The following is a 24,674-nucleotide window of genomic DNA, read 5'->3' as shown; positions in this document are numbered from 1 at the left end:
GGGATCGAGGCCCTGGAGCTTCGATCCGCAGTCTCGTCGCCCCCTCGGTCCCGGCGCAGGGCCGGGTTACGCGCGTGAAGCGGCTTACGGAAGCTGCACCCGATTCCTGGACCGGAACAGCCGCTCTCCGCCTTGCGCAAAATCAATGATCAGGTCCCACTGCCCGGGACCGGCCTCCGCCGAGGCCCGATAGCGCCCGTCACCGACCGGATTGAGCTCCAGCTTCACATCGCGGCGGGCATCGGTGGGGTGGGCGAAGCGGCCGTCCGCCACCAGATTGGACAGGGGCTTGCCCTCGGCGTCCACCACCCGCACGGTCACCTGGCGCCCCTCGCCACCCAGGGCGCCGAGGTCCACGTTCACCTGCCAGTTGCGCGCCTCCTGCTGGCGCGCGGCGCTCGCCTCCTTGGAGAACACCAGGCCGGCCTTGTAGGAGCTTTCCGTCTCAAGCCCCGCAAAGGTGGAGACGGCGAGCCGCGCCATGTTGAAGTCCACCAGCATGACGGTGCCGAAAAAGGCGATCAGCCCCGCCAGCACCATCCCTCCGGTGATCTGCCGCGGCTTCTTCTCGCCGCTGTCCACCCGCGTCATGCACTGCTCCGCTCTCGGCCCCGACGGGCGCGGGCCGGCGCTGAAGCCGGCCCCGGCCCTCAGGGGCCGATGAAGTGGTCGGACACCGATGCCGAGGCGCCCGTCGCCACATCCCGAATGCGGAAAGTGAGCGGAAGTGAGGCCGAAGGCGGCAGCTTGTCCTTGGTGGTCACCAGCACGCGGATTTCCCGCGTCTGGTCCGGGCCGATGACCAGCTTGCCGGCATCATCCCCCACCACGTCGAGCTTGGCTCCTGGCACACCGTCGATGGACAGGGAGAAAGCCCGCTCCTGCAGCATCTTGTTGCTGAGCCGCAGGGTGTAGGCATTGCGCACGGAACCGTCGGACAAAGCCACGAACAGCGGGTTGCGATCGTGGATGGCCGCCACCCCTTCGTTGGAACGCCCCACCAGGGCCGTCAGCATGAGGCCGCAGACAATGGCGATGAGCACCACATAGAGCACCGTGCGGGCGCGCACGATGCGCTGCACGAACGGCTTGCCGGCGATGCGGGCCTCCATGTTGGCCTCGCTCTCATAGGTGATCAGCTCGCGCGGGCGGCCGATCTTGTCCATCACCGTGTTGCAGGCATCGATGCACAGGCCGCACTGGATGCAGGAGAGCTGCGAGCCCTTGCGGATGTCGACGCCGGTGGGGCACACGTGCACGCACTGGCCGCAATCGATGCAGTCGCCGGCAGCCTGGCCCGCCGCCCGCGCCGCCGCCGCCTTCTTCACCGAGGCCCGCGGCTCGCCGCGATCGTAGCGATAGGTGACGTTCAGCGCGTATTCGTCGGTCAGCGCCGCCTGGATGCGCGGCCACGGGCACATGTAGGTGCACACCTGCTCGCGCATGTGGCCGGCCAGGGTATAGGTGGTGAAGGTGAGCACGGCGATGGCGATATAGGCCGCCATGGGAGCCTGGAAGGTCACCAGCTCCTTCACCAGGGTCGGCGCATCGGCGAAATAGAGCACCCAGGCGCCACCGGTCCACCAGGCGATCAAGAGCCAGATGCTGTGCTTCAGCGTCTTGCGCACCACCTTGTCGAGGCTCCACGGCGCCGCATCCAGGCGCATGCGCTCGCGCCGGTCGCCCTCGACCATGCGCTCCACCGCCATGAACAGGTCGGTCCACACCGTCTGCGGGCACATGTAGCCGCACCACACACGGCCGGCCACCGCCGTCATCAGGAACAGCACCAGGGCCGCCAGGATCAGCAGGCCGGCGACGTAATAGAATTCCTGAGGCCAGATCTCGAGGAAGAAGAAATAAAAGCGCCGGGCCGGGAAATCGATCAGCACCGCCTGACTGGGGGCATCCGGACCGCGGTCCCAGCGCACGAACGGCAGCAGGTAGTAGACGGCCAGAGCGACGATCAGCACCGCCCATTTGATGGTGCGGATGCGACCGTGCACCGACTGCGGATAGATCTGCTGACGGCTCTCGTAGAGCGGAATGTCGTCATCCGGGCCCACCACACGGGGGGCGTCGGCATCCTCATGAGGCTTGGCGTCGGTGTTCGTCGAAAGGGCAGTCATGATCACATCGCCGAATGTTGGTCCCAAACCGCACGCCGGTTGGCGCGTTCATCGGATGGGCGGCTCCGCGCGGTGGAGCCTGTCAGCGCCGGACCTCTTGCCCGGCACGGTCTAAACGTCGTCGCCCGCCCCCGCTCCAGACGGAGGCGGACGGCCTCACCCACTCCCGGACCTCGGCCCGCAGCGGCCATCCGAACGGCCCCTCTGCGCGTGGCTCGGTCACCGGCGCGGCACTGCAGAAGCTCTGCCAGCGGACCAACGTCCCGGATATCATCACCCCGGGTGGAAGGTCGGTACGGACAGCCACCTTGCAGCCACCTCGGACAGCCACCTTGCAGCCACCTTGGAGCTTCTCAATATTCATGCTCCAGAATGTAGATGGTCGTCAGGTGGTCTAAAGGCCACACTGACATTTCGCCGCGCGACGTTTCGCACCGCTCCGCCACCTCCGCGGGCCTGCGGGCCCCCGGGCCGTTACAACCCGCCGGCCACCCGCGCCCGGAAGCGACGCCGGGCCCACGCACACCGGAGCGATACACCCCCACCACCGGAGCGTCCATGCCTGCCGCCGCGTCGCGCCCGCCGCTTTCGCAACAGACCCCAGCGACGCCCCTTTGGCGACGCCCCTGGCCGCGCCGCCGCTGCCAAGCGGACCGAGCCGAGCTGCCACTGCCAAGCAGCTCCTGCCAAGCAGTTGCTGCCAACCGGTCTTTGCCAACCGGTCTTTGCCAAGCGGGCCTTCGCCAAGCGGTTCTGTCGCAAGCGGTTCTGTGGCAAGCCGTCGCGTCCCGAGGCGCTTGCTGCGTCCGTTATTGCGCCCGTTCACCCGCCCCGGACTGCGCCCGTCCTGGCGGCACGCCGCCGGCCCGTGGTGCCGAGCCCGCCGCACCCGGCCGCCCCCTGCGCGCACCGCCGATCGGTGCCGGCCGGTTCCCACCGGTGCGGGGCCCACCGGGACATCGCCATCACCGCGGGACCAACTCGCCCGCCGCACCGACGCGCGTCGACCGCAACGGCAACAAAAAACCCCGGAGCGCACGGCGCTCCGGGGTCGGTTCTGAACGTTGCGGACGTGGGCCGCAGACGCAACTCCCGAGGGTCAGCGACCGCCACCCAGCGAGTGCACATAGACCGTCAGCACCTTGATGGTGGTGGGGTCCAGACGGGTGTGCCACGCCGGCATCACGTTGCCGCGGCCATTGGTGACGCCGTACTCGATGGTCGCCTTCGACGAGCCATACAGCCAGATGCCGTCGGTGAGGTTCGGGGCGCCCAGCTCCTGGTTGCCCTTGCCCTCGTCGCCATGGCAGGCGGCGCAGTTGGCGAGGAACACTTCCTTGCCCTTCTCCGTCGTCGGCCCCGGCTTGTCGAGCCCGGCGAGCACCCGAACATAGCCCGCCACCGCCGAAATCTCCGGCCGGGTGAGGATGCCGTCGCGACCGAAGGCCGGCATGTTGCCGCTATGCGCCTTGTCGTCGCCAGAGCGCACACCATAGCTGATGGTCTGGTAGATCTGGTCGAGCGAGCCGCCCCACAGCCAATCGTCGTCATTGAGGTTGGGGAAGCCCACCGCGCCGCCACCGCCCTGGCCGTGGCAGGGCGCGCAATTGTCGGCGAAAGCGACGCGGCCCTGGGCCCGGGCGAGGGTCAGCAGCGCCGGGGTGTCCTCGATCTGCTGCAGCGAGGCGTTGGCCAGCTTGGCGGTGCTCTCGGCGCGCAGGGCCTGCAGCTGGTCGAGTTGCTCGGTCACCGCGGTGCGGGAGTTCCAGCCCATCACGCCGGGGGTCGCCTCGCGCAGCAGCGGCCACGAGGGATACATGACCCAGTAGCCGATGGACCACACGATGCAGGCATACCACACCCACAGCCACCAGCGCGGCAGCGGGTTGTTCAGCTCTTCGATGCCGTCCCACTCGTGCCCGGTGGTGGTGACGCCCGTGACGGTGTCGAGGCGGCCGTGACTGGAATTCGGGTTCGTGCTCACGGGATCAGTCCTCTCTGAGCGGAATGTTGGCCGCGTCGTCCATTTCCTTCTTGCGCTTCTTGCCCGGCCAGAAGGCGTAGGCGATCACCAGAAGGAAACCGAGCACGAACAGCAGCAGGCCCCAGGTCTGCGCGAAGGCGGCGAGTGCGTTGTAGGTCGCGTCCTCCATCGCTCACCTCACGTTGGCTTTGTTGTCGTAGAGCTTGAAGTCCACGAGCGTGCCCAGCATCTGCAGGTAAGCAATGAGGGCGTCGGCCTCGGTGATCTGCGCGGCGTTGCCGTCGAAGTCCCGCACCTGCGCCTTGGGATAGCGCTTGTTGAAGGCCTCGGCGTCGGCATCGGTGGTGGCCTGGGTGTCCAGGTCGGCCTTGGCGTTGGCGATCATGTCGTCGGTGTAGGGCACGCCCTCCAGCCGCAGCACCCGCATGTCCTCGTCGATCCGCTTGCTGTCGAGCTTGGTCTTCGACAGCCAGGGGTAGGACGGCATGATGGAGGCCGGCACCACCGAACGCGGGTTGAACAGGTGCTCCTGGTGCCACACGTCCGAATACTTGCCGCCCACCCGGGCAAGATCCGGACCGGTGCGCTTGGAGCCCCACTGGAACGGGTGGTCATACATGCTCTCGGCCGCCAGCGAGTAGTGGCCGTAGCGCTCCACCTCGTCACGCAGCGGGCGGATCATCTGCGAGTGGCAGTTGTAGCAGCCCTCGCGGATGTAGATGTTGCGCCCGGCCAACTCGAGGGGGGTGTAGGGCCGCATGCCCTGCACCGTCTCGATGGTGCCCTTCAGGTAGAAGAGCGGGGCGATTTCCACCAGACCGCCGATGGAGATCACCAACAGGATCCCCAGAGTGAGCCAGTAGCTGTGCTTCTCGAAAATCTGGTGCTTGGCCCAGATGGACGTGCCTTGGGACGCCATGGGTCGCTCTCCTCATTCCGCCGGAGCAAGGGCGAGCTCGCGCTCGGCCTCGGTCAGGGGCGTTCTGATGGTCATCCACACGTTCCAAGCCATGATCAGGCCGCCTATCAGGAAGAGAATGCCGCCAACGGCGCGGATCACGTAGAGCGGGTGCACCGCCTCGACGGTCTCGATGAAGGAATATTCAAGGAAGCCAAGGCTGGTGTAGGCGCGCCACATGAGGCCCTGCAGAATGCCGGCGACCCACATGGACGAGATGTAGAGCACGATGCCCAGGGTCGACACCCAGAAGTGCCAGGACACGGCGCGCAGCGAATACATCTCCTTCTTGTGCCACAGCCAGGGCACCATGCAATAGATGGCGCCGAACGAGATGTAGGCCACCCAGCCCAGGGCTCCGGAGTGCACGTGGCCGATGGTCCACTCGGTGTAGTGGCTGAGCGAGTTCACCGCCTTCACCGCCATCATCGGCCCCTCGAAGGTCGACATGCCGTAGAACGCGACCGCCACCACCATCATGCGGATCACCGGATCGGTGCGCAGCTTGTCCCACGCGCCCGACAGGGTCATCAGGCCGTTGATCATGCCGCCCCACGAGGGCATCCACAGGATCACCGAGAAGGTCATGCCCAGGGTCTGCGCCCAGTCCGGCAGCGCCGTATAGTGCAGATGGTGCGGGCCGGCCCAGATGTAGATGAAGATCAGCGCCCAGAAGTGGACGATGGAGAGCCGGTACGAATAGACCGGACGCTCCGCCCGCTTGGGGATGTAATAGTACATGATGGCCAGGAAGCCCGCGGTCAGGAAGAAGCCCACCGCATTATGGCCATACCACCACTGGAACATGGCATCCTGCACGCCCGACCAATAGATGTAGGACTTGTGCGAGAACACCGACACCGGGATGGTCACATTGTTGCCGATGTGCAGCATCGCGATGGTGATGATGAAGGCGAAATAGAACCAGTTGGCCACATAGATGTGGGGTTCCTTGCGCTTCAGCACGGTGCCCAGGAAGACCAGGAAATAGGTCACCCACACGACGGTCAGCCACAGATCGGCATACCATTCCGGCTCGGCATATTCCTTCGACTGGGTGATGCCCAGCAGGTAGCCGGTGGCGGCGATGACGATGAAAAGGTTGTAGCCGAGCACCACGAACCAGGGCGCCAGGTCGCCGGCGAGGCGGGCGCGCGAGGTGCGCTGCACCACGTAGAACGAGGTGGCGATCAGCACGTTGCCGCCGAAGGCGAAGATCACCGCCGAGGTGTGCAGCGGACGCAGCCGGCCGAACGAGAACCACGAGGTGTCGAAATTGAACATGGGGAAGGCGAGCTGCAAGGCCGCCGTGACGCCCGCCGCGAAGCCGGCGATGCCCCAGAACACGGCGAGCACCGTACCCACCTTCACCACGTCGAAATTGTAGTTCGGCTTGCCGTTGATCTCCTGCGGCACGGGGCCAGCGGGTCGATCCATGTAGCGGTTGCCGATAGCGAACACGGCGGCGATGGACGCAGCCGCGAAGATATAAGCGTGGAAGGCGTAGGAGGCCGAATAGGCCTTCGCTGCCACGATGATCGAACAGAAAGCCAATATGGCGAAGACCACCAGCAGCCCGGCCTCACCAAACCGCATGGATTTCGCCGGGGCTGGGATCGGATCTTGGATTGTCGACATTACAAAACCCCTCGCGCCGAGGCGTGACAATGCACCCAGGGAGCCTCCAGCGCACCATGCGCAGCGGCCCCATTTTCTCCTTGATACAGGTCAAAGGTACGTGATGTCCCGGGGCTCTTGCGCACTGCGGCGGCGGGTCGCGCCAAAAGCGACCTTTTCCACCGTCCTTTCACGCCTATTTCCTAAGGTTTGACCCTAAGGAAATCCCCTTCGTCACCCTATTTTACCTCAACCTGCTCGACGGCGCGGCGAACCCCGATCGGGCCCCGTCGCACCAGGCCGTCCCTCGGCCCTCCTTCGGCCGGGCTGCGGGACGGAAAGCGGATGGCGTGGCGAGAAGGATCCGCCGTGCCACCGGGTGGAGCAGCCCGGGCACCGGGCCCGGAGCTCCGGAAAGCCTAAGCACGCACCATGCCGACGATGTCCTTGACGTCGCGGATGGTCTGATCGGCGATGACGCGGGCGCGGGCCGCCCCGCCGGCCAGGATGGCGTCGATGGCGGAAACGTCGGCCATCAGCCGCTGCATCTCGCCGCCGATGGGGCCGAGCTTGGCCACCGCCAGATCCACCAGCGCCGCCTTGAAGGCGGAGAACTGGGCGCCGCCGAAATCGTGCAGCACGCCGGCCTTGGTCCCGTCCGACAACGCCGCGTAGATCCCCACCAGATTGTCGGCCTCGGGCCGGCCCTTCAGCCCCTCCTCCTCGGACGGCAGAGGCTCGGGATCGGTCTTGGCCTTGCGCACCTTGCCGGCGATGGCGTCGGCATCGTCGGTGAGGTTGATGCGGGAAAAGTCGGAGGCATCCGACTTCGACATCTTCTTGGCGCCGTCGCGCAGGCTCATGACGCGGGTCGCCGGGCCGGCGATCAGCGGCTCGGTGAGCGGGAAATAGCCTTCCCCATGGCCATAGGCGGCGATGGAGGGGGCGAAGTCCGTGTTGAACTTCTGGGCAATGTCGCGGGTCAGCTCCAGATGCTGCTTCTGGTCCTCGCCCACCGGCACGTGGGTGGCGCGATACAGCAGGATGTCGGCGGCCATGAGGGTGGGATAGGCGAACAGGCCCACCGAGACGTTCTCGCGGTCCTTGCCGGCCTTTTCCTTGAACTGCGTCATGCGGTTCAGCCAGCCCATGCGGGCGACGCAATTGAAGATCCAGGCCAGTTCCGCGTGGCCGGACACCTGGCTCTGGTTGAACACGATATGCGCCTTGGGATCGATGCCGCAGGCGATGAAGGCGGCGGTCACCTCGCGGGTGTGGCGCTTGAGCTCCTCGGGATCCTGCCACACGGTGATGGCATGCAGATCCACCACGCAATAGATGCAGTCGTGGCTGTCCTGCAGCTGCACGAAGCGCTTGATGGCGCCGAGATAGTTGCCGAGGTGCAGATTGCCCGTGGGCTGCACGCCGGAAAAGACACGTTCCGCGACCGCCGCCATGGCGACCTCCCGAGGGGCGGTGCCGCCCCATTGTTCCTGAACCCAGGCCCCGTCCGCGCCCAGGGGCGCCGACCAGGCCATCCACGCATCCCGCCCCACCGCGCGTGCCTGCGCCTCGCGCCGGCGGTTCGAGCCATGGCCCCCACCCCTGCCGGCGTCCCTGGGACGGCGGCACCGGGCGCGCGGGACACCAGGCCGAAGACGGCAGAAGGGCGCGCGGCAGCCCGGCGGACTCCGTGCGAGATGCTGGGCGTCATGCCACCCTCGCCTGTGCGATGCAAGATGCGCGGTCCGCTCAAAGCGCCTGCACGGTGCGCAGAAAGACCCTGCGCGCAGCGCTGAACGGGCCATGGAGAGCCGGCATGGCGCCTGGCGCGGCTGCCGGCGTGGACCGGACCCGCCGCCTCCGGCCAGGGCGCCGTCTCAGTCCGATTCCGCCGGAGCGCGGGCGGGCCAACGGGCCTCCACGCCGCGCTTCACCAGCAGGCCGCAGGCGCCATAGACCAGCACGCCGCAGCCCACCAGGGCCGCCACCCGTCCCCAGGCTCCGACACCGACGCCGGGCGGGGCCGGCCAGGCCGCCTGCGCAGCGGCCACCACAAGCCCCATCACCAGGCTCGCACCGGCGAGGCCCAGCACGGTCGCGACCGCCCGCGGATGCAGGGCCAGGGCACGGTGGCGATGGAGCACGCCGGCGAACACCGCCATGGACCCAGCGGCTGACACCGTCACCCCCAGCGCCGCGCCCAGCGGGCCGATCAGCGCCACGCCAACGGCGCCGACGCCGAGGCACACCACCAGCGACCCCAGCGCGATTCGCTCGGCGCTGCGCACCAGGCCGGAAGTGGCGGCCGTGGCGGAGAGGATGCGCTCCAGCCCCTGGGCGGGCAGTGCCACCGCCAGCACGATGAGCAGGGCCGCGGTGCGGCTGGTATCGGCGGCGGTGAACGCGCCGCGCTCGAACAGCACGGCGACGATGGGCTCGGCCAGCACCCCGAGGCCCACCGCGGCCGGCAGGGCGAAGGCCAGGGCCCCGAGCACCCCGTTGGTGGCGGCGAGGGCGGCCGTCGACGGACCGGCGTTCTCCCCCTGTTGCGCGCCCTGTTGCGCCCCTTGTTGCGCCCCTTGTTGCGCCCCTTGCCGCGCCAGCAGCGGCACCAGCACCGCGCCGGCGCTGGCGCCCACCAGTCCCAACGGCAGATCCATCAGCCGCTGGGCGTAATTCAGCGACGCCACCGCCCCTTCCACTTGTGAGGCGAGCGCCGCCGCGATGATGATGCGGAACTGGCTGAGGCCGGCGAACAGAAGCGCCGGCGAAGCGGCCCGGAGCGCCCCCAGGCTGGCGACCCAGGCGGCCCGTCCGGCGCCGATGTCGGCCGCTGGGGCGTGCGCGTGGGCCCGGGCGATGCGCCGCCGCAGCCAGCCCACTGCCTCCCGCAGGGCGCCCGCCAGGTCGTGGCGATCCGGGGCGGCGGCGCAGCCGCGCGCGGCTCGCAGCATCAGCAGCCACTGGCTGACACCGGCGGCCACCGTGGCCACCGCAATGGCCAGCGCCGCCTGATCGCTGGCGACGAGCCCGCGCAGCAGCAGCACCAGAATGACCGCCAGAACGGTGAGATTGGCGACCAGGGGCGCCAGCGCCGGCAGCAGCACCCGCTGCACCCCGTTGGCCACCCCGCCATAGATCGCCGCCCACCCCGCCAGCGGCAGATAGAGCACCGCCACGCGGCCACACAGCACCGCCACGTCGGCGCGGGCGCCATCGGGCGAGAAGCCGGGCGCCAGCAGCCGGATCAGCTGCGGCATGAACACCGCCCCGAGCAGCGCCAGCACCGCCAGGAGGCCGCCGAGGGCCAGCAGCGTGGCGCTGGCCAGCCGGCGCGCGCCGGCATGCCCCACCGCTCCCTCGCCCTCCGCCCGGGCGAGCGCGGGAATCAGCGCCAGATTGAACGCGCCCTCCGCCAGCAGACGGCGGGCCAGCAGCGGCAGGGACAGGGCCGCCACCAGCGCATCCGCCACCGGGCCGGCGCCGAGAATGGCGGCGGTGGCGGCATCGCGCGCAAAGCCCAGCACCCGCGAGGCGAGGGTGGCTGCGGAGACGATGGAGGTGCGACCGAGGATGGACATGGCGGGCCTCTCGCGCCGGCCGCGGCCCACCCGACCCCTGCCATCGACAGGAGGACCGGGCCCCACAACCGACACCTTGGCAAGCGAACCGCAGCCCGCCGCGCCTGCTCTATGGCCCGCCGCCGCCCCGGTGTCGATGCTTCCGGCGGGGAGGGCCCTGTATCGACGGCCCGGCGTGCTATGGTGCTGCGACCGATGGGCGGTGGCTCGATAGTCCAGGTACCGTTGGCCAGGTGCCGTTGGCCAGATGCCGTTGGCCGAAGTGTCTATGGCCCAGGTGTCTATGGCCCCGGTGTCTATGGCTCAGGTGTCTATGGCTCAGGTGCTGATCATGCGGTCGTCGAGAATCCCAATGTGGTCGCCGCGACCGTCGATGGTTCAGCAGATGGCGGCAGGTCGGGCGAGGGCGCACCCCGACCGAGCCAGCCGGTGCGGCGAGCAGCAGGCCGCTGCCCCTGCGATGTCTCATCCGGTTTCGAGACGCGTGATGCGGCCCCGGCCCACGCAACCCGCCTCTCGCCGCGCCCCCTCTCCCGCGTGCGGGGGAGGGCTGGGGAGGGAGCAGAACGCCGGGACCATGGCGCCACCCGAGCCGAAGGCAGCGTCGCGACGCCCCAAAAGCGAGAACGCTCACGCCCCCGCCCAACGGAAACGCCCGTTCCCTCCCCCGCACGCGGGAGAGGGAACGGGCCTTCCACAGTCCGTCCCGCTGAAAGTCGATCGCATCAAGAGGGCGCCCCTTCGCGGTTGTGACGAGTGCCAGAGACCAAGCGGGCAAGACCCGTCCCTACGATGGCTTATGCCCGCTTCGACACACATGATGCGGCCCCGGCCCACGCAACCCGCCTCTCGCCGCGCCCCCTCTCCCGCGTGCGGGGGAGGGCTGGGGAGGGGGCAGAACGCCGGGACCATGGCGCCGCCCAGCCGAAAAGCAGCGCCGCGATGGCCCAAAAGCGAGAACCCTCAAGCCTCTGCCCAACGGAAACGCCCCCTCCCTCACCCTCCCCCGCACGCGGGAGAGGGAACGGGCCTTCCACAGTCCGCCCCGCTGAAAGTCGATCGCACCAAGGAGGCGCCCCTTCGCGGTCGTGACGAGCGCCAGAGGCCAAGCGGACAGACCCGTCCCTTCGATGGCTCATGCCCATTTCGACACACGTGATGCGGTCTTGCCCCGGCCAACGCACCTCACGTCGCGCCCCCTCTCCCGCGTGCGGGGGAGGGCTGGGGAGGGGGCAGAACGCCGGGACCATGGCGCCACCGGAGCCGAAAGGCAGCGTCGCGATGGCCCAAAAGCGAGAACCCTCAAGCCTCTGCCCAACGGAAACGCCCCCTCCCTCACCCTCACCCGCACGCGGGAGAGGAAACGGGCCTCCGCGATCGGCCATGCTGAAAGTCGATCGCACCGAGCACATGCCGATCTTCGCCAAAGTCTGCCGCGCTCGGCGCGCCCCCGGCGTCACGGCCGACGCAGCCTCCAAACGAAAAACGCGCACCCAAGGGGCGCGCGTTTGACGGTGTGCGATGGGGGCGAACCACCCGCCGCCTCAGGCGCCGGGCAGGGTCGGCCACTCAGGCCTGGGGCTGGGGCTCGATGGAGCCGCCGGCGCCGCCAGGGCTCGGCCGGTTCTTCGGGTTGGGGATGGCCGAGCCACGCGGATTGGCTGGCTCGATCACGCTCTCGCGGGTCGGCTCCTTGCCATTCAGCAAGTCGACGATCTCGTCGCCCGAGAGGGTCTCGTATTCCAGCAGGCCCTTGGCCAGGGTTTCGAGATCCTGCTTCTTCTCGGTGAGGATGCGGGTGGCTTCCGCATAGCCCTCGTCCACCAGGCGCCGCACCTCGCGGTCGATGGTCTGGGCGGTGGCCTCCGACACGTTCTGCTGGCGCGACACCGACATGCCCAGGAACACCTCGTCCTGGTTGTCGCCATAGGCCACCGTGCCGAGATCGGAGGAGAAGCCCCAACGGGTCACCATCATGCGGGCCAGGCGGGTGGCCTGCTCGATGTCGGACGCCGCGCCCGAGGTGACCTTTTCGTGGCCGAAGATCAGCTCTTCCGCCACCCGGCCACCCATCATGATGGCGAGGCGGGAGGTCATCTGCTCGTAGCTCATGGAGAGCTTGTCGCGCTCCGGCAGCTGCATGACCATGCCCAGCGCCCGCCCACGGGGGATGATGGTGGCCTTGTGCACCGGATCGGTGGCCGGAACGTTGAGGGCGACGATGGCATGCCCGCCTTCGTGATAGGCGGTCAGCATCTTCTCCTCTTCGGTCATGACCAGCGAGCGGCGCTCGGCGCCCATCATCACCTTGTCCTTGGCATCCTCGAACTCCGCCATGGTGACCATGCGCTTGTTGCGCCGGGCCGCCATCAGCGCCGCCTCGTTGCAGAGGTTGGCGAGGTCGGCGCCGGAAAAGCCGGGGGTGCCGCGGGCGATGGTCTTCAGGTTGACGTCGGGCGCCACCGGGATCTTGCGGGCATGCACCTTCAGGATCTGCTCGCGGCCCACCACGTCCGGGTTGGGCACGATCACCTGCCGGTCGAACCGGCCGGGACGCAGCAGCGCCGGGTCCAGCACGTCGGGACGGTTGGTGGCGGCGATGAGGATGATGCCCTCGTTCGCCTCGAAGCCGTCCATCTCCACCAGAAGCTGGTTGAGGGTCTGCTCGCGCTCGTCATTGCCACCGCCGAGGCCGGCGCCGCGGTGGCGGCCCACCGCGTCGATCTCGTCGATGAAGATGATGCACGGGGCGTTCTTCTTCGCCTGCTCAAACATGTCGCGCACGCGGCTGGCGCCGACACCCACGAACATCTCCACGAAGTCCGAGCCGGAGATGGTGAAGAAGGGCACGTTGGCTTCGCCGGCGATGGCGCGGGCCAAAAGCGTCTTACCGGTGCCGGGCGGGCCCACCAGCAGCACGCCGCGCGGGATACGCCCGCCGAGCCGCTGGAATTTCTGCGGATCGCGCAGGAATTCCACGATCTCAGTGAGGTCGCTCTTGGCCTCGTCGATGCCGGCCACGTCGTCGAAGGTCACCCGGCCGTGCGCCTCGGTGAGCATCTTGGCGCGGCTCTTGCCGAAGCCCATGGCCTTGCCGCCGGCGCCCTGCATCTGCCGCGACATGAACACCCACACGCCGATCAGCAGCAGGAACGGCAGCCACGACACCAGCAGGCTCACGAACCACGGCACGCTGTCGGACGGCGGCCGGGCGGTGATCTGCACGCCCTTGCCATACAGACGCTGCACCAGCGACGGGTCGTTGGGCGCGTAGGTCTGGAACTGGCGGCCGTCGGTGAAGGTGCCGGAGATGTTCGGCCCCTCGATCACCACATCGCGCACCCGGCCGAGATCCACGTCGGACAGGAGCTGCGAGAAGGAAATATCGTTCGCGCTCGTGCGCTGGCCCGGGCTCTGGAACAGGGAGAACAGCGCGAGCAGCAGCAGAACGATGATCACCCAAAGGGCGAAGTTGCGTAAGTTGGCGTTCATTGAACCCTCGTGGGGACAGCCGAAAGCGCGGCTTTAAGCGACCTTGCCCCTAGGGAAGAGAGATCCCACGAGGACGCGCGCCGACGACACCTCCCGTACCGTCTGATGCTAATTTAGGTGCGCACTCTGGCATTGCCAAGGCAGACGGGCGCGATTGGCCGGCAAATCGCCGGGAAATCGCGCCGCCCTTAACGGCGCTGCCGCCGCGGCGGTGCCGCGGTGACGGTCACGCGATCCGGACCGAGGGTCACCACCGCCCCCGCCAGGGTGCGGCGGAAACGCGGCCCGCTGCCGGCGCTCATGCGCGCCCGCAGCGCGTCATGGAGCTGCTCGAGCTTGCCCAACTCCACCGGCCCCTCGGTGCCGATCCGCGCCAGCACCCGCCCCAGCAGGCGCAGGGCCACCTCCTCCGGCAGCGACGCCAGGGCAGCCGCGTTGAGCGCGATGGCCTCGCCCTGGGGCGTGCAAAGGGGTGCCGCGGCGTCGGTGGCGGCCTCCAGAGCAGCATCAGCGCGCGCCACCCGCGCCGCCAGTTGCGCCAGCCGGCGGGCATCGAGCCCCTCCTCCGCGAGGCGCGGTGCCAGCTGACGCAGGCGCGCCCGGGCGAACCGTGGATTGGTGTTGGCGGGATCGCGCACGAACGGCACCCCGGCGGCCTCCAAGGTGGCCACAAGACGCGCCTTCGGCACATCGAGAAGCGGCCGCAGCAGGGTGAGCCCCCCGCGTGCGACCCGCGGCCGCATGGCGGCAAGGCCGGTGAGGCCGGACCCCCGCCCCAGCCGGAACAGCACGGTTTCGGCCTGGTCGTCACGGGTATGGGCCAGCGCCACGGCGGACGCGGCGAAGGCGGCGGCGGCCTCCCCCAGCAGTCCATAGCGGGCGTCCCGGGCCGCCGCCTGCAGCCCCTGGCGCGGCTTTTCCCCAGTCCAGACCAGAATGCGGTGGGCGATGCCGAGGCGCGCGCACAGCGCTCCGACCCCCTGGGCCTCGGCGGCGGAATCCGGGCGCAAGGCGTGGTCGACGGTGACGGCGATCAGCTCCGGCCCGTCCCCACGGCCGGCGCGCCATCGGGCGGCGAGCCACAGCAGGGCGGTGGAATCGGGGCCACCGGAAACGGCGATCACAAGGCGGGGAAAATCGAGAAAACCGGCGAACAGCCGCGCGGCCGCGGCCGCATCGAGAGGCGCGGCGTCAGCAGCCGACACGCTTCTGCTCGCGCTCCACCGCCTGGCGGATTGCGGAGGCAGCCCGGGGATATTTGCGATCCACCTCCAGGAAGGTGGCGCAGGCGGTCTCCTTCTCCCCCAGCCCGGCCAGCGACTGGCCGAGCCGCAGCAGCGCCTCCGGCGCCCGGGTGGAGTTGGGATACTTGGTGGAGACCTCCAGGAACTGGGCCGCCGCATCCCCGTAATTGTGACGCAGGAACAGGCTCTCCCCCAGCATGAAGGTGGCGTCGGGAATCAGGCGGTCCCCCGGGTTGGCCTGGATGATCTGGCGGAACGTCTGTTCGGCGGTGGTGAAATCCTGGCGCTGAATCTGCGCCTGGCCGGCGTCATAAAGCTCGCGCGCACTGCCCGAGGGCGGCAGCGCCGCCACCTGGGTGCCGCCGACATTGGGATGGGTAAGGCCGGCGGAGGCACTGGCCGGCGAGCCGAGCGGCTGCGGCACGCCCGGCGCCGTGGGATCACCCAGAGGATCGAACGCATCGGAGCGCCGGCCAGGGCTGGCCGGCGCCGGTGCCACCCGCGGCGCCGCAGCGGGCGCGGCGGGTGGCGCCGCGCCGGGGCGGCCACCGCCCTCCTCCGACAGGCGCTTCACCTGCGCCTCGAGCTGCTGATTGCGATATTGCAGCTCCTCCACCTGCCCGGTGAGCTGGCGCAGGGCGTTCTCCATGCGATCCAGCCGCATGGCGGCCTCAGCCGCAGCGTTGGTCTCGCTCTGGGCCGGCGCGCCCGGCGGCTTGAACAGATTGCCGAACAGGTTGTTGTCCTGGGCCGCCGCCGGCTGCCCGGCGAGAGGGCCCACCAAGGGGCTTGCGGCCAGCAGCGCCGCCGTCAGCATGAGACGGGTGAGGGAAGAGCTGGTCTTCGGACGCGAGGACAGAGACGACAACATGGGGCTCGCATGGGGCTGGAGCGGCTTGGGCCCGCCCATCGACGGGCGCGCGAAGGCGCAGGCACATGACGGTATAAGACACATCCGGGATCAGGCGAACCACCACAGGCGGTCGGAGTGATGCGCAAGGACTCTCGGCCCCACCCCGGCGCGCCTGCGCCCCAGGATGCATCCCACAGGATGCATCCCACAGGACGGATCCCACAGGATCAGCGGGAGGATAGCTGCCGGATCACGTCCAAAGTGTGACCCGCGGCCGGCAGCGGCCACAGGGGCCGGCAGGGCCGGCCGGCCCGGCGGACGCCACCGCAGACGCCATGGCCGGCGCCCCTGCGGACGCCGGCCACGATGAAAATCCGGTCGGAAGATCCGGTCCGCGCGGGTGCGGTCAGGAGGCGCGGCCGGTGTTCAGCACGGTCACCGCGCGCCGGTTCTGAGACCAGCAGGAGATGTCGTTGCAGATGGCCACCGGGCGCTCCTTGCCATAGGAAATGGTGCGCATGCGGGCCGGGTCGATACCACGGGAGGTCAGGTAGTCCCGCACCGCCTGAGCGCGGCGGGCGCCGAGGGCGATGTTGTACTCGCGGGTGCCGCGCTCGTCGGCATGGCCTTCGATGGTGAAGGTGTAGCGATTCCACTGCTGCAGCCACTGGGCCTGACGGTCGAGGGTGGCGCGCGCCTGGGGGGTGAGGTCGGTCTGATCGCTCTCGAAGAACACGCGATCACCCACCGCCACCACGAATTCCTGCGGCGAGCCGGGAGGGCCGCCCGCGCCACCATAGCCAGCGGCGTTCTGGTTGGGGTTGTTGGCGCACGCGGCCAGAGCGAGCGCGAAGCCAAACAGCGCCACGAACCGGAAACCGCGAACAATCTCAAGCAAACGCATCCCGGTAACTCCCTATCTCAACGCGGACCGGATGCTGCGATCTAGCCAGCCACCGGTTAAGCGAAGGTTCTTCAAACAGGAGCCTTCGAGCCCGCAGGATCAATCCAGATGAATACCGGGCGTCATGGTTTCCAAGCGGTTGCCGCCCCAGGTGGCACGCAGCAAAAACCAAGCCCCCGAACGGGTCGGGCGCGCGCTCCACTGCGACTCGGAAAAGGCGAGGACCCTCGGCCATGCCGCCCCGTCCTCAATGGGTTCTTCACTGATGCCGCGCCGTGGCGGCATCATGGCAAGGTTGTGCTGGTGGCGCGGCGAAGCCCTCCAGCGCCCTTGCGCGCTCCAACCTGTTGCCCATAAGCAACAGGCATCCCCGGGGATCAGGAGCGCAGCGGCGACCAGGCCGGGTCCGAGGCATAGCTCGGGGTCGGCACCCGCTGCTCGTTATAGCCGGTGACATCCACCGTATAGAGCGAGGGGCCCGAGGCACCGCCGGGATCGCGGAAGAACATGATGACCCGGCCGTTGGGGCAGAAGGTGGGGCCCTCGTTGTGGTAACCCTCAGTGAGCACACGCTCGCCGGAGCCGTCGGGCTTCATCACGCCGATGGCGAAACGCCCTTCGGCCTGGCGGGTATAGGCGATCCAGTCGCCGCGCGGCGACCACACGGGGGTGGAATAACGCGCCGTGCCGAACGAGATGCGGTGCTGGTTGGAGCCATCCGCATTCATCACATAGATCTGCGAGGAACCGCCGCGATCGCTCTCGAAACAGATCTGCCGGCCATCGGGCGAATAACACGGCGCGGTGTCGATGGCCGGCGTGTCGGTGAGGCGGGTGGTGGCCTTCGAGCGCAGGTCCATGACGAAAATGTTGGAGTTGCCGCCCTGCTGCAGGCTCATGATGACCCGCTGGCCATCGGGCGCGAATCGGGGCGCGAAGCTCATGCCCGGGAAATTGCCCACCATCTCCCGCTGGCCGGTCTCGATATTGAGCAGATACACCCGGGGCTCGCCCTGGGCGTAGGACATGTAGGTGATTTCCTGGCTGGTGGGCGAGAAGCGCGGCGTGAGCACCAGCGCATCACCACGGGTGAGATAGCTCACGTTGGCGCCGTCCCAGTCCATGATGGCAAGGCGCTTCACCCGCCGCTCCTTGGGGCCGCTCTCGTCCACGAAGACGATGCGGGTATCGAAATAGCCCCGCTCTCCGGTGAGCTTTTCATAGATCACGTCGGCGATGATATGGGCGATGCGCCGCCAGTTCTCCGCCTGGGCCACGAACTGCTGGCCCGCCAGCTGCTGGCCGGCCACCACATCCCACAGGCGGAACATCACCTGCAGCCGGCCATCGGCCTGGCGGGTGATGCGGCCGGTGACCAGGGCCTGGGCGTTGATGACGCGCCAGTCTTGAAACCGCGGCGTGTCGGGATTGGTGATCTGCTCCACGAACGCCTTCGGATCGATGGGCGCGAACAGGCCGCAGCGCTTGAGATCGGCGGCGATCACCCCGGAGATGGCGCGCCCCTGCTCGGTCTCGCCGAGCAGGTCGGTCACCGCGATCGGAATCGGCTGGGGTGTGCCCCCGGAAATTTCAAGCTTCGTGGCGGCCTGCGCCGGCAGGCCGCGCAGCGCGGCGCCGGCTGCGAGAAGACCACCGGCACCGACGACGAAGCGGCGGCGACTCAGCGCGGATCCGAAGCGGTCGAAGGGGGGCATCACGGGTCGGGGCCTCTGGGGTTCGGCCGCTCCGCTGCGATGGAACCCGCGCGGCGGCCTTCAAGGGATAAGTGGATTTAACGGGCGATGCGGAACCGCATCATAACAAAACGCTTAGGCTGAATCGGGCGAGGGTACTACCGCTCGAACTCCTGCGGCCGGAAGGTCAGATCCATGCTCTTCCATTGGGCATAGGTCTCCTTGCGGAACATGGTGAAGGGCTGGCAGCGCGTGAGCGCGGCAACGGCGGTGCGGCCCACGGCGGGTCCATAGGTGGAGGCGCTGCCCCCCAGCACCACCGGCTCGGCCCGCAGCATGCCATCCGGCTTGAGATCCACGCGGATATCCACGTACACCTTCTCGTCGGCCGGAATGCCCATGACATTCCAGCACTGGCGCACCCGGGCGCGGAAGGCGTCGATCTCGCTCATGCTCAAGGTCGCGGCCTGGCCCGAGGGCGCGCCCAGGGAGGAGGTGTTGGAGACCTGGCTGGCGCTCGCCACCTGGCGGGTCGGGGTGCGCTTGTCCAGGAGTTCCTTGATCTGATCCGTATTGAAGTCGCGCGCGGGGGTCTGCTGCGCCTCCACGGGGCGCGGCGGGGGCGGCGCCGGCTTCTTGGGCGGCAGCGGCGCCGGGGCCACCTTGGCCTCTTCCTTCGGCGGCTCGTCCTTCGGCTTCTCTTCCTTCTTGGGCTCGCTCTTCAGCGCGTCCTCGACCTTGGGCTCCACCTTGGGGGGGGCCTCGGCGGGCTTGGGCGGGGTCGCCGGCTTGGGCGGCGCCTCGGCGGCCTTCTGCGGCGCCGGGGGCTCCTCCACCTTCGGGGCGGGCGCCGGAGCCGGGGGCGGCGGCTGGGTCGCCTCCACCGGCGCATCCTTGCTCACCTTCAGCTTGGCATCCGCCACCGGGGTCGGCTCGCCCACCTGCTCGGCCACCTGAACCTGCTTCTCCATCTTGGGCGCGGTCTTCGAGCCCTTGGTGAGCTTGGTGAGGTCGGTGGCGGAAATCACGTCCACCGGCATGGATTCCGGCATGGGCTCAAACGGCTGCGCCCCGGTGAAGGACACCAGGGCCAGAACGAGGATGCTCGCGTGAGCGATCGTCGATGCCGTGAAGCCGACCTGCATGGCCGTCTTTAGCTCCCTTGTTCCACTTCGGTGACCAGCGCCACCTTCTTGAAGCCGGCGCCGGAGAGGCGGCCCATCACCCGCATCACCGTGCCGTAATCCACCTTCTTGTCGCCACGCACGAAGATCCGCTCCTCCATGCCGCCGCGTGCCTGGGTCACAGCCTGCAATTTGGCGACCAGGTCCTCGTATTTGATCTCGCTGTCACCCAGGAAGATCTGGCCCTTGTCGTTCACCGAGACGATGAGCGGCTCCTTGTTGTCCTGGTTGACCGCGCTCGCCTGGCTCTGCGGCAGGTCCACCGGCACGCCCACGGTGAGCATCGGCGCCGCCACCATGAAGATGATGAGCAGCACCAGCATGACGTCCACCATGGGCGTCACGTTGATCTCCGCCATCACCGGGGCGCGGCGGCCGCGCGCGCGGCGGCTCTGCCACCCGGAAGCCCCTGCTCCTCCCATGCCCATGGCGTCAGCCCCGCTCGTCGATCTGCCGCGACAGGATGGCGGAAAACTCGTCCGCGAACCCTTCGAGGCGCTGAGCCTGGCGGCCCGCCTGGGAGATGAACTTGTTGTAGAAAATGGTCGCGGGAATGGCCGCAATGAGGCCCATGGCGGTCGCGAACAAGGCTTCCGCGATACCCGGCGCCACCACCGCCAGCGACGTGTTCTTCGAGGCGGCGATGGACTGGAACGAGGTCATGATGCCCCACACCGTGCCGAACAGGCCGATGAACGGGCCCGCCGAACCCACCGTCGCCAGCACCAGCAGGCGCGATTCCAGCCGCTCCACCTCGCGGGCGATGGTCACGTTCATCACCTTGTCGAGCCGCTGGTTGAGGCCGGCCAGCGAGCGCACGCCGCCTTCATAGGTGCGCTTCCACTCCCGCATGGCCGCCACGAAGATGGAGGCCATGCCGTGGTTGGGACGTCCCGACAGGGAGCGGTAGAGCTCTTCCAGGCTCTGGCCGGACCAGAACACCTGCTCGAACTGGTCCATCTCCCGTCGGTTGCGGGAGAACAGGAGCGTCTTGTCGATGATGATGGCCCACACCCAGATGGAGGCGACGATCAGGCCGATCATCACCAGCTTCACCACGAAATGGGCCTGCAGGAACAGGGAGAGGAAGGAGATGTCCGCCGCCGGCGCCGCCACCGGCGCGGCGCCCAGGTCCTGGGCCGCGGCGGGCAGCGCGCCCGCCAGCAGCAGGCCCAGCGTCAGGCAAAGAAGGGTGGGAAGGGGCGACTTCGGCGCAGGCGCCCCGCCATGCCTGCTCATCTGTTCGGTCATTCTCGGCTCCGCTGCGCGCGGCGCGCGGCCGCGCGGGACATCTCCGCCGGAGCTGTCCACAAGTCATCCGGTGTTTGACCGGTTGACTCTGTCCAAACTTTGGCGGGCGCCCCGATAAGTGCTGCGGCGCGAAGAAATCGCCGCAAGGCTTACCGCAAACCTAGCCATGATCAGGCTTAATGACACGTTAGCGCGGTCACGCAAGGCGGTGAAAACACCGGATTTCGCAAGGGAATATGGCGCTGCGGCAGAATCAGGGGCCGCGGCCGCCCGCTACCCCTCGCCCTGCCCGTCGAGGGCGCGGGCATCGGCGGCGGTGGCCTGGCGCAGAGCGTCGGGAATGCGCTTGGCCCGGCCCTGGGAGACGAACGCCACCCGCACGAGCGCCGACACCAGAACCTCTCCACCCCTTTTCACCTGCTGGGACAAGGTGATGGAGGCACCCGCCACGTCCTTGGAGAGGGTCACCACCTCCAGCACGTCGTCGATCTTGGCGGGCTTGAGGAAATCGAGCTGCATGGAGCGCACGACGAAATGGAAGCCCGGGGCTTCCGCCGCCGCCTCGGCGAACAATTCGCCCTGCACCACGCCCAGCAGGCGCATGTAATCGGAGCGGCCGCGCTCCATGAAGCGCAGGTAGTTGGCGTGGTAGACGATGCCGGAGAAGTCGGTGTCTTCATAATAGACGCGCAGCGCCAGCACGTGACCGCCGGGAATGAGACGCCCCGCCAGATGGGGGTGGGCCTCGCGCTCGCCTGGTGTCACCGCCCGCTCGCCCGAAAGATCCGTCTTCATGCCCTCATCCCGGTTTGCCGGTCCCCGCGTCGGCGGCACACCTACCCCTCATCGTCGAACAAAGGCAAGTTCGGCGGAAGAGTGGCAGGGTCCCGCTGGGGTTCCGGCAGGCCCAGGTGACGGAAGGCCAGCGCGGTGAGCAGGCGGCCGCGCGGCGTGCGCTGGATGAAGCCCTGCTGCACCAGATAGGGCTCGACGATCTCCTCGATGGCGTCCCGCGGCTCCGAGAGAGCCGCCGCCAGCGTATCCACCCCCACCGGCCCGCCGCCGTAGAATTCGGCGATGACGGTGAGATAGCGCCGGTCCATGGCATCGAGGCCGAGGCTGTCCACCTCCAGCGCCGACAACGCGCGATCGGCGATGGCCCGGTCGATGGCCTCGGTCCCCGCCACCACGGCGAAGTCACGCACCCGCCGCAGCAGCCGGCCGGCGATGCGTGGGGTGCCACGGGCACGGCGGGCGATCTCAGTGGCGCCATCGGGCACGATGGCGATGCCCAGCACCTTGGCGCCGCGCACCACGATCTTCTCCAATTCCTCCACCGTATAGAACTGCAGCCGAACCGGAATGCCGAAGCGGTCGCGCAAGGGCGTGGTGAGGAGGCCGGAGCGGGTGGTGGCGCCCACCAGGGTGAATTTCGGCAGGGAAATCTTGACCGAGCGGGCCGCCGGCCCCTCGCCGATGACGAGATCGAGCTCGTAATCCTCCATGGCCGGATAGAGGATTTCTTCCACCGCCGGCGACAGGCGGTGGATCTCGTCGATGAAGAGCACGTCGCGCTCTTCCAGATTGGTGAGAATGGCGGCGAGGTCGCCCGCCTTGGCGATCACCGGGCCGGAGGTGGAGCGGAAGCCCACCCCCATCTCCCGCGACATGATCTGCGCGAGCGTGGTCTTGCCGAGGCCGGGCGGGCCCACGAACAGCACGTGGTCCAGCGCCTCGCCGCGGGCGCGGGCGGCCTTGATGAAGATGTCGAGGTTGGCGCGCGCCTGGGCCTGCCCCACGAACTCGCCCAGCATCTGGGGCCGCAGATGGAGCTCGGCGTCGTCGTCGCGCTTTTCGCCCGAAAGAAGGCGGGTGTTCATGTCCGAGCCCTGTCGCACCTGCGTCGCGCCGGATCAAGTGCGATCCCGCGCGACAATCACATTCGCCCCCAACGCGCCCCGGCGGAGGGCCACCGCAGATCCCTGCCGCTACTTCGCCAGTTCCCTGAGCCCGAGGCGGATCAGCGTCTCGGTGGTCGCGCCCTCCCCCGCATCGCGCAAGGCGGCGGCGATGGCGGTGTTGGCCTGGGGCGGACCATAGCCCAGATTGACCAGGGCCGAGATGGCATCGGCCACCGGCCCGCCATCCAGGGTCACGGCGCCCCCGGCCCCGGTCTGCGGCAGGCCCATGTCGGCGGCGAGGCCCCCGGGCACCTTGTCCTTCAGCTCGGTGACGATGCGGGTGGCAACCCGCGGCCCCACCCCCTGGGCGCGGGCGATCATGGTCTTGTCGGCCAGGGTCACCGCCTGCGCCAGCTCCGAGGGGCGCAAGGTGGAGAGCACCGCCAGCGCGATCTTGGTGCCGATGCCCTGCACCGTCAGCAGCAGGCGAAACCAGTCCCGCTCGCTGTCCGAGCCGAAGCCGAACAAGCGGATCTGGTCCTCGCGCACATGGGTTTCGATGACGAGGCTGGTGGCCTCCCCCATGCGCGGCAGGTCGCGCAGGGTGCGGGCGGAGCAATGCACCAGATAACCCACCCCATGGACATCGAGGATGAGGTGATCCTCGGCCACCGTGTCCACCAGCCCCTTGAGCTTGCCGATCATGCGCCTGCCCCCGGCGTCGCGGCCCCGCTCACGCCAGCGCCGCCCACAAAAAGACCCCGCAGGCGACCACGCCGAGCCCGGTGCGCACCATGTGCAGCTGACCCCAATTGGCGAGCAGCAGGCGGGTGTCCGGTCCCGGCTCGCGGCTGGCCATCAGCCGGCGATTGGTGGGCATGATGCCGATATAAGTATAGGGCCAGTTGGCCAGCAGCAGCACGCCGCCCGCCAGCCACTGCCAGTTGCCGGTCTGGGCGAACGCCCCGGCGCCCAGCGCGAAGCCCGCGAGCGCCAGGCTCGCCTGCATGGCGAAGCCGCGCGCATAGGCGGGCTTCCATTGGCCCAGGGCCGCGCCGTCGGCCAGGCTGAGCCGCGCCGGCTGCTCCACCACGTTGATATAAAGTGCCGCCCCGGTGAACAGGGCCGCCACCAGCAGCGCCAGATGCCCCAGAACCATCCGCCGGTTCCCCTCGCCACGATCCATCGGCCATCTCTGTATCCGCCCCGGCCTCGTTGCCATCCTACAGCGCCGCGCGCGCCCGTGCAGCCGCGCCGCGATGGTGGGCGTGGGTGACGGCGATGGCCAGCGCATCGGCGGCATCCTCGGTTTCCGGCGTCGCCTGCGGCAGCAGGATGGAAATCATCATGCGGATCTGCGCCTTCTCCGCCCGTCCGGCGCCCACCACGCTCTTCTTCACCAGGGTGGGGGCATATTCGGCCACGTCCAGCCCCATCAGGGCCGGCGCCAGCAGCACCACACCACGCGCCTGGCCGAGCTTGAGGGTGGACGAGGGATTCATGTTGACGAAGGTCTCCTCCACCGCCGCCTCATCGGGCCGGTGCGCGTCCAGCACCGCCATCAGGCCATGGTGGAGCGCGGCGAGGCGCGCGCCCATGGGCGCCGTCTCCGGCGGCAGAATGGTGCCGCACGCCACATAGCGCAGGCGCGGCCCCTCAGCCTCGATCACCCCCCAGCCGGTCCGGCGCAGGCCGGGATCAAGACCAAGGATGCGAATGGCGCGGGTGGCGCGAATCGGTGCGGCAGTCATGGCCACAAACTGCCCCCTCACCTGTCGGGAGAAAAGTGCGAAAACGTACAAATGGTGAACAAATAAAACCTACCCCACCGCGGCGGTGGCCCCACGGCGATCGTCGCAAGGCCTCTCGACGCAGAATC

The 24,674-nt window shown here is 68.7% G+C and carries 22 protein-coding genes; 1 reads left to right on the top strand and 21 read right to left on the bottom strand.

Going from position 1 to position 24,674, the window contains the following annotated elements; translation table 11 throughout:
* Positions 1-84 precede the first annotated feature (84 nt).
* The 8 genes from ACU4E7_RS10780 to murJ form a co-directional block, all read right to left on the bottom strand.
* Positions 85-591, bottom strand: a complete 507-nt coding sequence (locus ACU4E7_RS10780) for a FixH family protein (protein WP_238119753.1) — start codon at positions 589-591, stop codon at positions 85-87.
* Positions 592-650: 59 nt separating this feature from the next.
* Positions 651-2,129, bottom strand: a complete 1,479-nt coding sequence (ccoG, locus tag ACU4E7_RS10775) for a cytochrome c oxidase accessory protein CcoG (protein ID WP_238119752.1) — start codon at positions 2,127-2,129, stop codon at positions 651-653.
* 1,099 nt (positions 2,130-3,228) lie between these two features.
* Positions 3,229-4,113 (bottom strand): cytochrome-c oxidase, cbb3-type subunit III, encoded by an 885-nt coding sequence (gene ccoP / locus ACU4E7_RS10770; protein ID WP_238119751.1) that lies wholly within the window; start codon positions 4,111-4,113, stop codon positions 3,229-3,231.
* Positions 4,114-4,117: 4 nt separating this feature from the next.
* Positions 4,118-4,282, bottom strand: a complete 165-nt coding sequence (locus ACU4E7_RS10765; protein WP_238119750.1) for a cbb3-type cytochrome c oxidase subunit 3 — start codon at positions 4,280-4,282, stop codon at positions 4,118-4,120.
* Between the two features lie 3 nt (positions 4,283-4,285).
* Positions 4,286-5,032, bottom strand: a complete 747-nt coding sequence (ccoO, locus tag ACU4E7_RS10760) for a cytochrome-c oxidase, cbb3-type subunit II (RefSeq protein ID WP_238119749.1) — start codon at positions 5,030-5,032, stop codon at positions 4,286-4,288.
* A gap of 12 nt (positions 5,033-5,044) precedes the next feature.
* Positions 5,045-6,709, bottom strand: a complete 1,665-nt coding sequence (gene ccoN, locus ACU4E7_RS10755) for a cytochrome-c oxidase, cbb3-type subunit I (RefSeq protein WP_443265978.1) — start codon at positions 6,707-6,709, stop codon at positions 5,045-5,047.
* 398 nt (positions 6,710-7,107) lie between these two features.
* Positions 7,108-8,145 (bottom strand): tryptophan--tRNA ligase, encoded by a 1,038-nt coding sequence (trpS, locus tag ACU4E7_RS10750; RefSeq protein ID WP_447021504.1) that lies wholly within the window; start codon positions 8,143-8,145, stop codon positions 7,108-7,110.
* A gap of 423 nt (positions 8,146-8,568) precedes the next feature.
* A complete protein-coding gene (murJ, locus tag ACU4E7_RS10745) occupies positions 8,569-10,272 on the bottom strand; it encodes a murein biosynthesis integral membrane protein MurJ (protein WP_447021503.1) in 1,704 nt (567 codons plus the stop codon).
* A 1,383-nt stretch (positions 10,273-11,655) separates the two neighbouring features.
* On the opposite strand from murJ, the gene ACU4E7_RS10740 reads away from it, so the two are divergent.
* Positions 11,656-11,784, top strand: coding sequence for a hypothetical protein (locus ACU4E7_RS10740; RefSeq protein WP_447021502.1), 129 nt, complete (start codon positions 11,656-11,658; stop codon positions 11,782-11,784).
* A gap of 57 nt (positions 11,785-11,841) precedes the next feature.
* On the opposite strand, the gene ftsH is transcribed toward ACU4E7_RS10740, so the two are convergent.
* The 13 genes from ftsH to ruvC form a co-directional block, all read right to left on the bottom strand.
* Positions 11,842-13,764: an ATP-dependent zinc metalloprotease FtsH gene (gene ftsH, locus ACU4E7_RS10735; protein ID WP_447021501.1), complete on the bottom strand. Its 1,923-nt coding sequence runs from the start codon at positions 13,762-13,764 to the stop codon at positions 11,842-11,844.
* A gap of 188 nt (positions 13,765-13,952) precedes the next feature.
* The gene (gene tilS / locus ACU4E7_RS10730; RefSeq protein WP_238119744.1) at positions 13,953-14,969 is read right to left on the bottom strand and encodes a tRNA lysidine(34) synthetase TilS; all 1,017 of its coding nucleotides are present in this window, start codon (positions 14,967-14,969) and stop codon (positions 13,953-13,955) included.
* Positions 14,956-15,879 carry a tol-pal system protein YbgF gene (ybgF, locus tag ACU4E7_RS10725; RefSeq protein ID WP_447021500.1) on the bottom strand — a complete coding sequence of 308 codons (924 nt, stop codon included), beginning with the start codon at positions 15,877-15,879 and terminating at the stop codon, positions 14,956-14,958. Before ybgF ends, tilS begins: the two co-directional genes overlap by 14 nt.
* Before the next feature lie 388 nt (positions 15,880-16,267).
* Positions 16,268-16,765 (bottom strand): peptidoglycan-associated lipoprotein Pal, encoded by a 498-nt coding sequence (pal, locus tag ACU4E7_RS10720; RefSeq protein ID WP_238119742.1) that lies wholly within the window; start codon positions 16,763-16,765, stop codon positions 16,268-16,270.
* A 377-nt stretch (positions 16,766-17,142) separates the two neighbouring features.
* Positions 17,143-18,480 (bottom strand): Tol-Pal system beta propeller repeat protein TolB, encoded by a 1,338-nt coding sequence (gene tolB / locus ACU4E7_RS10715; RefSeq protein WP_447021621.1) that lies wholly within the window; start codon positions 18,478-18,480, stop codon positions 17,143-17,145.
* Positions 18,481-18,617: 137 nt separating this feature from the next.
* Positions 18,618-19,604 (bottom strand): cell envelope biogenesis protein TolA, encoded by a 987-nt coding sequence (locus ACU4E7_RS10710; RefSeq protein WP_447021499.1) that lies wholly within the window; start codon positions 19,602-19,604, stop codon positions 18,618-18,620.
* 8 nt (positions 19,605-19,612) lie between these two features.
* Entirely contained in the window at positions 19,613-20,071 is a 459-nt protein-coding gene (gene tolR, locus ACU4E7_RS10705) for a protein TolR (RefSeq protein WP_238119740.1), read from the bottom strand.
* A gap of 4 nt (positions 20,072-20,075) precedes the next feature.
* Complete coding sequence (gene tolQ, locus ACU4E7_RS10700) at positions 20,076-20,894, bottom strand: protein TolQ (protein WP_238119739.1); 819 nt, start codon at positions 20,892-20,894, stop codon at positions 20,076-20,078.
* 273 nt (positions 20,895-21,167) lie between these two features.
* A complete protein-coding gene (gene ybgC / locus ACU4E7_RS10695) occupies positions 21,168-21,689 on the bottom strand; it encodes a tol-pal system-associated acyl-CoA thioesterase (RefSeq protein ID WP_238119738.1) in 522 nt (173 codons plus the stop codon).
* Positions 21,690-21,730: 41 nt separating this feature from the next.
* On the bottom strand, positions 21,731-22,774 hold the full coding sequence (ruvB, locus tag ACU4E7_RS10690; protein ID WP_447021498.1) for a Holliday junction branch migration DNA helicase RuvB: 1,044 nt from the start codon (positions 22,772-22,774) through the stop codon (positions 21,731-21,733).
* 108 nt (positions 22,775-22,882) lie between these two features.
* Positions 22,883-23,500, bottom strand: a complete 618-nt coding sequence (ruvA, locus tag ACU4E7_RS10685) for a Holliday junction branch migration protein RuvA (protein ID WP_447021497.1) — start codon at positions 23,498-23,500, stop codon at positions 22,883-22,885.
* Positions 23,501-23,528: 28 nt separating this feature from the next.
* Positions 23,529-23,981, bottom strand: coding sequence for a DUF1772 domain-containing protein (locus tag ACU4E7_RS10680; RefSeq protein WP_447021496.1), 453 nt, complete (start codon positions 23,979-23,981; stop codon positions 23,529-23,531).
* A gap of 37 nt (positions 23,982-24,018) precedes the next feature.
* Positions 24,019-24,546: a crossover junction endodeoxyribonuclease RuvC gene (gene ruvC, locus ACU4E7_RS10675; RefSeq protein ID WP_238119734.1), complete on the bottom strand. Its 528-nt coding sequence runs from the start codon at positions 24,544-24,546 to the stop codon at positions 24,019-24,021.
* Between the last annotated feature and the right edge of the window lie 128 nt (positions 24,547-24,674).

The organism is Xanthobacter sp. ZOL 2024 (genome assembly GCF_052932325.1).
Note: the sequence above shows the minus strand (reverse complement) of the source record. Positions and strands in the feature narration are given on the sequence as shown.